This is a genomic window from Natrinema soli (assembly GCF_028618695.1).
On sequence record NZ_JAQIVI010000230.1, the window covers coordinates 16,463 to 27,768 of the forward strand.

General features: G+C 64.4%; 15 protein-coding genes. 14 read left to right on the plus strand and 1 reads right to left on the minus strand.

The window, feature by feature from the left end; all coding sequences use genetic code 11:
- From PGX04_RS15030 to PGX04_RS15075, 10 genes are all read left to right on the plus strand, one after another.
- Entirely contained in the window at positions 1–393 is a 393-nt protein-coding gene (locus PGX04_RS15030; protein ID WP_098725838.1) for a 30S ribosomal protein S8, read from the plus strand.
- A 2-nt stretch (positions 394–395) separates the two neighbouring features.
- Positions 396–929, plus strand: coding sequence for a 50S ribosomal protein L6 (locus tag PGX04_RS15035; RefSeq protein ID WP_273739248.1), 534 nt, complete (start codon positions 396–398; stop codon positions 927–929).
- Between the two features lie 3 nt (positions 930–932).
- On the plus strand, positions 933–1,670 hold the full coding sequence (locus PGX04_RS15040; protein ID WP_273739249.1) for a 50S ribosomal protein L32e: 738 nt from the start codon (positions 933–935) through the stop codon (positions 1,668–1,670).
- Entirely contained in the window at positions 1,663–2,112 is a 450-nt protein-coding gene (locus PGX04_RS15045) for a 50S ribosomal protein L19e (RefSeq protein ID WP_273739250.1), read from the plus strand. Before PGX04_RS15040 ends, PGX04_RS15045 begins: the two co-directional genes overlap by 8 nt.
- The gene (locus tag PGX04_RS15050; protein ID WP_273739251.1) at positions 2,112–2,660 is read left to right on the plus strand and encodes a 50S ribosomal protein L18; all 549 of its coding nucleotides are present in this window, start codon (positions 2,112–2,114) and stop codon (positions 2,658–2,660) included. The genes PGX04_RS15045 and PGX04_RS15050 overlap by 1 nt, the downstream gene beginning before the upstream one ends.
- Positions 2,657–3,310 (plus strand): 30S ribosomal protein S5, encoded by a 654-nt coding sequence (locus tag PGX04_RS15055; protein WP_273739252.1) that lies wholly within the window; start codon positions 2,657–2,659, stop codon positions 3,308–3,310. Before PGX04_RS15050 ends, PGX04_RS15055 begins: the two co-directional genes overlap by 4 nt.
- On the plus strand, positions 3,307–3,774 hold the full coding sequence (locus PGX04_RS15060) for a 50S ribosomal protein L30 (protein WP_180842270.1): 468 nt from the start codon (positions 3,307–3,309) through the stop codon (positions 3,772–3,774). Before PGX04_RS15055 ends, PGX04_RS15060 begins: the two co-directional genes overlap by 4 nt.
- 2 nt (positions 3,775–3,776) lie before the next feature.
- Positions 3,777–4,277: an uL15m family ribosomal protein gene (locus tag PGX04_RS15065; protein ID WP_273739253.1), complete on the plus strand. Its 501-nt coding sequence runs from the start codon at positions 3,777–3,779 to the stop codon at positions 4,275–4,277.
- 2 nt (positions 4,278–4,279) lie between these two features.
- On the plus strand, positions 4,280–5,746 hold the full coding sequence (gene secY / locus PGX04_RS15070; protein WP_273739254.1) for a preprotein translocase subunit SecY: 1,467 nt from the start codon (positions 4,280–4,282) through the stop codon (positions 5,744–5,746).
- 214 nt (positions 5,747–5,960) lie between these two features.
- Positions 5,961–6,494 carry a hypothetical protein gene (locus tag PGX04_RS15075; RefSeq protein WP_273739255.1) on the plus strand — a complete coding sequence of 178 codons (534 nt, stop codon included), beginning with the start codon at positions 5,961–5,963 and terminating at the stop codon, positions 6,492–6,494.
- Positions 6,495–6,699: 205 nt separating this feature from the next.
- Here the strand turns inward: PGX04_RS15075 and PGX04_RS15080 are convergent, their stop codons facing one another.
- Complete coding sequence (locus PGX04_RS15080) at positions 6,700–6,861, minus strand: hypothetical protein (RefSeq protein ID WP_273739256.1); 162 nt, start codon at positions 6,859–6,861, stop codon at positions 6,700–6,702.
- Between the two features lie 248 nt (positions 6,862–7,109).
- On the opposite strand from PGX04_RS15080, the gene PGX04_RS15085 reads away from it, so the two are divergent.
- The 4 genes from PGX04_RS15085 to PGX04_RS15100 form a co-directional block, all read left to right on the plus strand.
- Complete coding sequence (locus PGX04_RS15085) at positions 7,110–7,781, plus strand: uracil-DNA glycosylase (RefSeq protein ID WP_273739257.1); 672 nt, start codon at positions 7,110–7,112, stop codon at positions 7,779–7,781.
- Between the two features lie 68 nt (positions 7,782–7,849).
- Positions 7,850–8,143: a hypothetical protein gene (locus PGX04_RS15090; protein ID WP_273739258.1), complete on the plus strand. Its 294-nt coding sequence runs from the start codon at positions 7,850–7,852 to the stop codon at positions 8,141–8,143.
- A 321-nt stretch (positions 8,144–8,464) separates the two neighbouring features.
- Positions 8,465–9,931 (plus strand): flippase, encoded by a 1,467-nt coding sequence (locus PGX04_RS15095; protein WP_273739259.1) that lies wholly within the window; start codon positions 8,465–8,467, stop codon positions 9,929–9,931.
- Between the two features lie 318 nt (positions 9,932–10,249).
- Positions 10,250–11,306, plus strand: a 1,057-nt coding sequence (locus PGX04_RS15100; protein WP_273739260.1) for a hypothetical protein, incomplete at its 3' end; no start/stop codon positions are given.

The window sequence follows — 11,306 nt, forward strand, 5'->3', positions numbered from 1 at the left end:
ATGACCGGAAACGATCCACTCAGTAACGCGCTCTCGGGACTAGATAACGCCGAGAGTGTGGGTCATCTCACCCACGAGGTAACGCCCGCCTCGAACGAAATCGGCAGCGTGCTCGAGGTCTTCTACGACCGCGGGTACATCGACGGCTTCGAGTACGTCGACGACGGTAAAGCCGGTCAGTTCGAGGTCGAATTGAAAGGAGCGATCAACCAGTGCGGCCCCATCAAGCCCCGCTACGCCGTCGGCTCCGAGGACTTCGAGAAGTGGGAGAAGCGCTATCTCCCCGCTCGAGACTTCGGTGCGCTCGTCGTCACGACGAGCAGCGGCATTATGAGCCACTACGAGGCTCGCGAGCAGGGTATTGGGGGCCAGGTGATCGCATACGTCTACTGACCATGCGAGTAGAACTGGAAATCCCCGAGAACGTAACCGTCGAGGTCGATCGGTTCGACGTGACCGTCGAAGGTCCGGAAGGCAGCGTGACGCGCCGCCTCTGGTACCCCGACGTGACCGTCGAGGCCGACGACGATCAGGTGGTCATCGAAAGCGGTGCCGAGGACGCGAAGACGAATTCGACCGTCGGCACCTTCGAGAGCCACATCCGAAACGCAATCCACGGCGTGACCGAGGGCTGGGAGTACGAGATGGAAGTCTTTTACTCTCACTTCCCGATGCAGGTCCGCGTGGAGGGCGAGGAGGTCGTCATCGAGAACTTCCTCGGCGAAAAGGCACCGCGACGAACGACTATCCACGGTGAGACAAACGTCGCCGTCGACGAGGAGCAGCTCGTCCTGTCCGGCCCCAACAAGGAGGACGTCGGACAGACGGCGGCCGACATCGAGCAGTTGACGAAGGTCAGCGGCAAGGACACCCGCGTCTTCCAGGACGGGGTCTACATCACCACCAAACCCGCCAAAGGAGGCGTCTAAAAGATGGCAGACGATCAATCGAACGACGAGCAAGCCTCGGACGACGCCCGGAGCCTCGAGGACATCAGCGGCGTCGGCACGAGCAAAGCGGACGCGCTGCGCGATGCCGGTTTCGAGTCCATCGAGGACGTCAAGGAAGCCGACCAGGACGACCTGGCCAATGCCGACGGCGTCGGGAACGCGCTCGCAGCCCGTATCAAGGCCGACGTCGGCGACCTCGAGGTCACCGACGAGACCGAGGCCGAGATCGAAGACGAGAGCGTCGAGGAAGAAGAACCCGACGAAGACGTCGAGACGGAGCTGCAGCCCCGCGGGCTGACCGAGAAGACGCCCGAACTCTCCGAGAACGAGGAGCGACTCCTCAACCGCCGACGGAGCGAGGGGAAGCCGCAGTTCAACCGGCAGGACTACCACAAGAAAAAGCGGACGCCGGAATCCTGGCGACGACCCCGCGGCCAGCTGTCCAAGCAGCGCCGCGGTGTCAAGGGCAAGGGCCCGAAAGTCGAGGCCGGTTTCCGCACGCCGAAAGCCGTCCGGGGGAAACACCCCAGCGGCTTCGAGGAAGTCTACGTCGAGAATCTCGACGACCTCGTGGGCGTCGACGGCGACAGCGAGGCGGTCCGGATCGCCTCGGCGGTCGGCGCGCGCAAGCGCGAGCGGATCGAAGAAGAAGCCGAGGATCAGGGCGTTCGCGTCCTGAACCCGACCTACGAGGAAGTCGAGGTGGAATCAGATGACTGATCTGAGCGCACAGAAGCGACTGGCGGCCGACGTCATGGACGTCGGCAAGAACCGCGTCTGGTTCGACCCGGACGCACAGGGAGACATCGCCGAAGCGATCACTCGCGACGAGATACGCGAACTCGTCGACGAGGGTCGCATTCAGGCCGACGAACCCTCTGGCAACTCTCGCGGCCGCGCCCGCGAGCGCAACGCGAAACGCGCCTACGGCCACCAGAACGGCCAGGGTAAGCGCCGCGGCAAGAAGGGCGCACGCCAGAACGAGAAAGAAGAATGGCAGAAGAAGATCCGCGCACAGCGCCGGAAGCTACGCGACCTCCGCGACAAGGGCGAACTGACGCCCACGCAGTACCGCACGCTCTACAAGAAGGCGGGCGGCGGGGAGTTCCGTAGCGTCCAGTACCTGTTGAACTATATCGACGACAACTTCGGTGACCAATAATGGCGACAGGACCACGATACAAAGTGCCGATGCGGCGTCGCCGTGAGGTCCGGACGGACTACCACCAGAGGTTGCGCCTGCTGAAATCGGGAAAGCCCCGCCTCGTTGCTCGCAAGAGTAACAAGCACACTACGGCGCAGCTGATCACTCCCGGACCTCAGGGAGACGAGACGCTTGCAAGCGCGCACTCGAGCGATCTGGCGGAGTACGGCTGGGACGCCCCCACGAGCAACATTTCCGCGGCGTATCTGACCGGCCTCCTGGCCGGCAAACGAGCCGTCGACGCCGGTCTCGAGGAAGCGGTCCTCGACATCGGCCTCAACACGGCCACGCCCGGCAACAAGGTGTTCGCGGTACAGGAGGGCGCGATCGACGCCGGCCTCGAGATCCCGCACAACGACAGCGTACTCGCTGACTGGTCGCGGACGCGCGGCGAGCATATCGCCGACTACGCCGAACAGCTCGACGAGCCGCTGTACAGCGGCGAGTTCGACGCAGCAGATCTCCCCGAACACTTCGACGAGGTACGAGAGGCGATTCTCGAATGAGTAACTACAACGATAGCGGATGGGAACCCGTCACCCGTCTCGGCCGGAAGGTCCAGGAGGGCGAAATCGAGGACATGGAGACCGCCCTCAACTCGGGCCTCCCGCTGAAGGAACCCGAACTCGTCGATCAGCTCCTTCCCGGACTGGAAGACGAAGTGCTGGACATCAACATGGTCCAGCGGATGACCGACTCCGGACGACGCGTGAAGTTCCGCTGCGTCGTCGCCGTCGGCGACCGCAACGGTTTCGTCGGCTACGCCGAGGGTCGAGACGACCAGGTCGGCTCTGCCATCCAGAAGGCGATCGGTATCGCGAAGCTGAACATGATCCAGGTGCCCCGCGGTTCGGGCTCCTGGGAGGACCGTTCGGAACGGCCCCACTCGCTGACGCGGAAGACGACCGGCAAGGCAGGCTCCGTCGTCGTCGAGGTCATTCCGGCCCCCGAAGGGCTCGGACTGGCCGCCAGCGACACCGTCCGTCACGTCCTCGAGCTGGCCGGCATCGAGAACGCCTGGACCAAGAGCCACGGCAACACTCGAACGACGGTCAACCTCGCGAAAGCGACGTACAACGCGCTCGAGAACGCCTCCCAGTCGCGACAGCCGCGACAGCGAGGCGGCCGGGACGAAGCCGAGGTGGCTGACCAATGAAAGCGATCGTCCAGATCCGTGGCGAAGTGAATCGACAGGAAGACGTGCAGGATACCCTGTCGATGCTCAACATCCACAACGTCAATCACTGCACGCTCGTTCCCGAAACCGACCCGTACGAGGGGATGATTGCCAAGGTCAACGACTACGTCGCCGTCGGAGAGCCCGACGCGGACGTGCTCGAGACCCTGCTCGCGAAGCGAGCGGAGCCCCTCGAGGGCAAGCAGGCGGACGTCGACGAGGAGTGGCTGGCCGACAACACCGAGTACGATACCTTCGGTGAACTGGCCGACGCGCTGCTCGACGAGGAGACGACGCTTCGTGACGAAGGACTGTCACCGACGCTTCGACTCCACCCGCCGCGGGGGGGTCATGACGGTATCAAAAAGCCGACCGTCGAGGGCGGCCAACTCGGAAAACATACAACCGGGGAGATTAACGACCTCCTAGAATCGATGCGATAACCATGACGAGCAAAAAACGACGCCAGCGCGGATCGCGGACCCACAGCGGCGGTTCCCACAAGAATCGACGCGGTGCGGGCCATCGCGGTGGCCGCGGCCGTGCCGGGCGCAGCAAACACGAGTTCCACAACTACGAACCGAAGGGGAAACACGGCTTCAAGCGACCCCACGACATCCGCGAGACGGTCGCGGAGATCGACGTCCAGAAGTTAGACGAGGACGCGATCCTCTACGTCGCGGAGGACCTCGCCGAGGAGACCGACGACGGCTACGAACTCGACGCACGCGATATCGTCGAGGACGGCCACGAGGTCGACGTCGTCAAGGTCCTCGGATCGGGCCAGGTCCGCAATCAGCTGACGGTCACTGCGGATGCTTTCTCCGACACGGCCGAGGAGAAGCTCGAGGCCGGCGGCGGTGAGGCGGTCCTCTCCGAGCGCGGCGAGGAACGTGCGGCCGAGGCCGAGGACGACGAAGCCGACGCTGAACAGGACGAGGAATAACTATGGGATGGAAGGAAGCCGCTGAACCGGTCCTGACGAGGATGCCAGCAGTGCGCCGTCCGGAGGGGCACGTCCCCTTCAAGCGGAAGCTGATGTGGACGGTCGGCATCCTCATGTTGTACTTCTTCCTGACGAACATCTCGCTGCTCGGGTTCCAGTCCGGGGGGGCGGACGACCTCTTCGGACAGTTCCGCGCGATCCTCGCCGGGTCGCACGGATCGGTGCTCCAGGTCGGTATCGGACCGATCGTCACCGCGAGCATCGTCTTGCAGCTGCTCGGCGGTGCGAACCTGCTCGGGCTCGATACGGACGATCCCCGAGATCAGGTCCTCTATCAGGGCCTCCAGAAGCTCCTGGTCGTCATGATGGTCATCCTGACCGGGCTTCCGATGGTGTTCGCCGGCGGCTTCCTGCCAGCAGTGCCACAGCTCCAGCTCGGCGGGCTCACCCTCGATCAGACGCAGGTACAGATGCTGATGTTCGCCCAGATCATCGTCGGCGGTATCCTCATCCTCTACATGGACGAGGTCGTCAGCAAGTGGGGCGTCGGCAGCGGGATCGGCCTGTTCATTATCGCCGGCGTGAGCCAGCGACTGGTTTCCGGGCTCGTCAATCCCGTTCAGGGCGGGTTCTTCTTCGACTGGTACCGCATCCTGACCGGACAGGTCGATGTGGGATCGCTCGTCTCCGGCGCCGGCCTGCAGACGCTGTTGCTCGGCGAGGGACACATCATCGCCCTGTTCACGACGGTGCTCATCTTCGGGATCGTCGTCTACGCGGAGTCGGTCCGCGTCGAGATCCCGCTGAGCCACGCCCGGGTCAAGGGCGCTCGCGGTCGCTTCCCCGTGAAGCTCATCTACGCGAGCGTCCTGCCGATGATCCTCGTTCGCGCAGTGCAGGCGAACATACAGTTCATGGGTCAGATCCTGAACAGCCAGTGGGCCGGCATGCCCAGCTGGCTCGGGACCTACTCGTCACAGGGCCAACCTACCGGCGGGTTCTTCTACTACGTGGCCCCGATCTACTCGCCCGACGATTGGATGTGGATCACGGCGAACGTCGCCCAGGAGTGGTGGCAAGTGATGATCCGGATCGGCATCGACGTCACCTTCATGGTCGTCGGTGGCGCGATCTTCGCCATTTTCTGGGTCGAGACGACAGACATGGGCCCCGAATCGACGGCGAAGCAGATCCAGAACTCCGGGATGCAGATCCCCGGGTTCCGACAGAACGTCGGCGTCATCGAGAAGGTCATGGAGCGCTACATTCCGCAGGTGACCGTCATCGGCGGCGCGCTGGTCGGCCTGCTGGCCGTCTGGGCCAACATGCTCGGCACCATCGGCGGTGTGAGCGGAACCGGGCTACTGCTGGCCGTCTCCATCACGTACAAGCTGTACGAGGAGATCGCCGAGGAGCAGATGATGGAGATGCATCCGATGATGCGCGACATGTTCGGCGGCGGCGACTAACGCTCGACTCCCTTCTCTTTCAGTTCTCCAGCCCGCGAGCGGTTGCTCAACTGTACCAGTCGGTATCGAACTGTGGGCCGCCGCCGGCCGGGCCGGTGAGAGGCCTATAGTAGCCACCGAAAGTCAATGTACACCTAATCGAACGACTGCGTTGCGATCAGTGTGTGAATCGTTTCAGTGGCTACTATAATCCACTGCGCGACGTACCCGACACATGGTCAACGCCTTCTGGCTCGATCGGGACCTCGAGCGAACCGCGACGTGGCTCGTCGATCGCCACGTCACGAGCAGCGTCTTCGAGTGTTCGATGGTGCTGACGACGGCGGTTCAGCGAAACGGCTACCCGGAATCCGACGCGCTGTACTTCACGCATCCCGATCACCCGCTGACTCGCTGGGCGGCGCGCTCCCTCGCTAACTGGCGCTCCCTCGCTAACTGGCGCTCCCTCCGGGAGTACACCGACGCGGCTCACGAGGAGTGGCGCTATCGCTGGGATCACGACCCGACGGATCGCCACGGCTGCTGGGCGACCGTTCGATCACTCGACGACGACCGGGTTCGCGGCCTCGAGTGGCCCCGCGAGGGCCGCGAGGACCCGCCGCAGGTGACGGACGGGTGGACGGCCGATGACTACGTCGACGCCTATCGCTACTACTACGCGAACGAGAAGCGGCACCTGTTCGCGTGGTCGAAAGCGCGGTCGATGCCGCCCTGGATCCCGGAGTACACGGTCGACGGGACGGGGTGACGCCCGCTCCGCTCTCGCGTCACGACGGGGACGCGCAGTCTGCAAACGCCGCGTGAGACGTGGGGCCGAGAGACGGGTCGCTGTCGACGCGAGCGATCGGACCGCGTTCGACTGCCGGCGCTTCATACGGACTACTGTAAGTCATTTCCAGCGCGACCGCGTACCGGCCTGCGGTCGCGCCGATAAATCGTTACAGTAGACCGTCTCAGTCTGAGATCGGCCGCATCTCGGTCTGGTCGTGGAGGGAGGCGAGATAGCGAGCGACTTCGTCGTGGGTGTGGGCCCCGACGAGGTGGTTCTCGAGCGTCCGATCGAGTTCCAGTACGTCACGGCAGATCGGACACTCGATCGGCGGTTTGAATGCCATCTGTTCTTCACCATCCGTCCGTTCGAGGGAAAGCGCTACAGCATGCATGTGCCGCACACAATCCGTCTCGAATGTTCCGTCGACCGACACGGTGATCGGTGTCTCGGTGGGCGACTGCCTCGAGCGAACGGGACCCCAGCTATCGGCGTCGGATCTCCCCGTCGAGCGACGGCCGCCGGTACGACCGACCCGTCGGGTAGCGTGCGCAGCGAAAAGGTGTTTCCTCGACGCGGTCGCAGTCCCACTCGATGAGCGACCGAACCGCGACCGACTGGCAGTTCGACGCGGAGTTCGAGACGGTGCTCGAGACGGTGCCCGACGACCAGTTCGATCGGGAACGGTTCGTCCCCGGCGTCGGACCGCTGTCAGCGGACGTGATGCTCGTCGGCGAGGCGCCGGGCGAGCGAGAAGTCGAGCAGGGTGAACCCTTCGTCGGGCAGGCCGGCAAACAACTCGATCGAGCGCTCGAGGCGATCGGTTACGACCGTCGCGACCTCTATATCACCAACCTCGTCAAGGGACGACCGCCGGAGAACCGCGACCCCTACGTCGACGAGATCGAGGCCTGGTGGCCGGTGCTCGAGGCGGAGATCGAGCGCGTCGATCCGAGCGTGCTCGTTCCGCTGGGGAGTTTCGCGACGGACGAACTACTCGATACGGACGAGACGATCACCGACCTGCACGGGCGCGAGTTCGAACGCGAGGTGGGTGGCACCTCGGATTCCTCGAGCGGTGCGAGGCGCGACCGAAGTGAGCGCCTCGATGAAACGGGCGGGGAGGAACGACCCGCGAGCGATTCACCGCGAGAGCGCGAGACCCGCCGCGTCGTGCCGGCGTTCCATCCGGCGGCGGCGCTGTACGACCGGAGCAAGGTCGACGCCGTAGAGTCGGATCTGCGGACGGCCCTCGAGTTGGCGTGACGGAACCGGGATCGCCCGGGTCGTGCAGGCCGAGACGGCTTCCGGGGCGCGGCGGTACTGCCGACGGAATGAGTCCTACCGTTACCGACGACGATGTCGGCAAGCCCGTCGAAAGTGCAGACGGCGAGACGCTCGGTACCGTCGTCAGCGCCGACGCGGAGCGTGCACATCTCGATCCGGAACCGGACATGACCGACTCGATCAACGCCGTGTTCGACTGGGAGCCCGCGTCCGGTGACATCGTCCCGCTCGAGGACGACGCGATCGATGAGATCACCGACGATGCGGTCCGGCTCAGGGCCGAGTTTTCGGCGGAAAGCGTCGCACCGGACGACGAACCCGAACCCGAACTCGATGGGTGACGACGGGGCGGACCGGGACGGAGGCACCGACGGGTGACTCCTCGCCGTCTCTCGGGCGACACCCGTCCGGTCACCAAACGAGATTCTCGAGCGGTGTCGTGCGGGTTACGCCATCCCTTCCGGAGGGGAGCCCGTCCCGACTGACGGTAGGAGGACGATAACAATGCCGTCCGTCGGTGACGGTCAACGCAGTGATCAGGAACGTGCTCGCCGTTCGTCACCGGTCGGACCGTGCGACGGCAGATCCCCGGTCCGCGCTCGTGGAGTCGACAATGTCGCGCTATCGTCGCCTCCCGACTGACCCGGTGTTCGCGTTGACTAATGTCAGTTACTGAGCGGATCGTCGACGGCTTCAAGGCGACGCTGGGAGCTCGTCTCGTCACCAACCTCGCGAACGGGGTGTTGATGCTACTGCTCGCGCGGGAGCTGCTCACGCCCGACGAATATGGATTGCTGTTCTTCGTGATCGCAGTCATCGGCGTCGCGGGGATGTTTACCGACCTCGGAATCGGTCGCTCGGCCGCCCGATACATCTCCGAGTCCAAGGAGTCCGATTCCGGCAAGGTCCCGTACCTCCTCCGGACGTCGCTCGGATTTCGACTGGTGTTGATCGGCATCGTTTCCACCACGCTGGTCGTCGGTCACGAGCAGCTCGCCGCCTTGCTCGAGACACCGGAGGCGGCGACGCTATTGTTGGTCGGCGGCGTCTATCTCGTCTTCCAGTCGCTGAACTCCTACACACAGACGGTCTTTCAGGGGTTCAATCAGGTCGAACTCAGCGCCGTCGTCAACGTCGTCAACAACGTCACGCGGGTCGGCTTCGTCGTCGCCTTTACCGTCCTCGGACTCGGCGTCGTCGGCGCGATGATGGGCTATCTGGTCGGCGCAGTGCTCGCGGCAGGCGTCGGGATCGTCCTCCTCTACCGACGGTTCTACGTGACCTACGACGACGACGGCGGTGAGACGACGCTGCGCAATCGAATGCTGCGGTACAGTATCCCGTTGACCGCCTCGACCAGCGCAAGCATCCTCGACAACCGGATCGATACGGTTCTCGTCGGATTCTTCCTCAATCCGCTGGCCGTGAGCTACTATGTGCTCAGCAAGCAGATCACGGAGTTCGTGCTCGTTCCCGCCGGCTCGCTCGGCTTCTCCGTCTCGCCGACCTACGGCGAACAGAAGGCCAACGACGCGCTCGAGGAGGCGGCGCGGATCTACGAGTCGACGCTGCAGTACGTCCTCCTCCTCTACATTCCGGCGGCAGTCGGGCTGATCCTCGTCGCCGATCCGGCCATTCGGCTCGTGTTCGGCGCGGATTACGCCGGTGCCGTCCCCGTCCTTCAGTTGATGGCGATCTACGTTATCTTCCAGGCGATCACCAACGTGACCACGAACGGGCTGGATTACCTCGGCCGGGCGTCCGACCGCGCGATTGCGAAGGGGGTCACCTCCGCCGCCAACGCCGTCCTCAACGTGCTCTTGATCCCGCGATTCGGCGTCGCCGGGGCGGCGTTCGCTACCGTCGTCACCTACGGCATCTACACGGCCGTCAACGTCTTCGTGATGTACCGCGAGATCGCGTTCGATTACGGCGGCGTCGGCCGATCGGTCGCGCTCATCGCCCTCATTTCCGCGGGGATGGGCGTCGCCGTCCTCGTTCTCGTCCCCTACGTCTCGAACCTGATCGCCCTCACCGGCGTGATCGCACTCGGCGTCGGTATCTGGGGATGCTTGATCACGTTCAGCGGGCTGGTCGATCCTCGAGAGACGCTCGCGCTGTTGACCTAGTCTCGCCGGCGGTCGCTGCTCTCGGCGCTTTCCGGAACTCCCTACTCTCGATTCTCTACTCCTGATTCTCTGCTCGAGACGCAGTTTCGGTCGTTGCGTTCCCTCGAGTGTCGACCGATTGCGTTCGGGTGATCGCCTGCCTGCGCAGTGGCCGATCGCTCACGCTCGACTCGTGGCATTCCGTCCGTCCGTTCGTGCGCTCCCGAGAACGGCCTCCCCCATCGACTCGCCCGTCTACAGTGGTCACAATACCCTTCCGGAGGACTATATACTGGTAACATGTTCATATCAAAATAGGATATAGTCGGCATCGGGAATGTGAACACACGACCCCTCGATTCCGATACCGACGGGGCAGCCCTTCGATCGTTCGTCGATCAGTTCGAGCGGGGTGAGCGACACGCGGCGGTCCAGACCCTGCTCGAGACCGCCGACGAACCGCGGTCGATACTCACGTCACTCTTCGGCGTCGGATACGACGGCTGGTACGCCCTCGTCGCCGACGATATCTCCGGCTCCTGTCTCGATCTCAGCCCCGGCTGGGGACGGACGACGCCGCTCCTGAGTCGACTCGCGGACACGGTATACACGTACCAGCCGACCGATACCGGCAGTCGGCTCCTCGAGGCCCGACCGGCGCTCGAGGGGGCCGACGTCGTGTCGATCGCGGCCGACGACCTCGCCTCGGCGGTCCGAGGTCGTTCGTTCGAGACGATCGTCACGACGGGACCGCGGGCACCGGACGGTGACTTCTTCGATCACGTCGACGGGCTCGCCCCGTCGCTCGAGGACGGTGGCACACTTATCACCGAAATAAACGGCTGGCCCAGAACGACCGGAGTGACGGATCTGGTCGCCTCGAGCGCGGGTCGGCGACGACCGGCGATCGATCCCCGGCGACCGTCTGGCAATCGATTCCCTCGCGGCTCGTCGCGGCCCTCGAGGACAGGGGATTCGACGAAGTCGAACTGTTCGGCCTGCTCCTTGGCGGGAGTCGATACCGTTGGGCAGTACCGGTCGCCGACCCCGACGCCCTCGAGTGGGTGTTGGACACGATCGAAGCAGACACGACGGCCGCTCGGCTGCTCCGAGGTGGTGCAACCCTCGCCAACAGGATGGGGGTCGTCACACAGTCGTGTCCCAGTTACGTCGCCGTCTGTCGAACGCGGCCGTCGGCGTCGGAAACGGACGCCGAATCGCGGGCGGGCTCCGAGCGGACGCGAGTGCTCCGACGCGGCGCGAACCGGTCGATCGTCTTCGAACTCGCCGGCGGCGACCTCGAGTCCGTCCGGAAAGTACCGAACGCCCCCCAGCACGCTCGCTACAACGAACGTGCGGCGTCGACCCTCTCGGCGCTCGCGGCTGCGGACAGCCC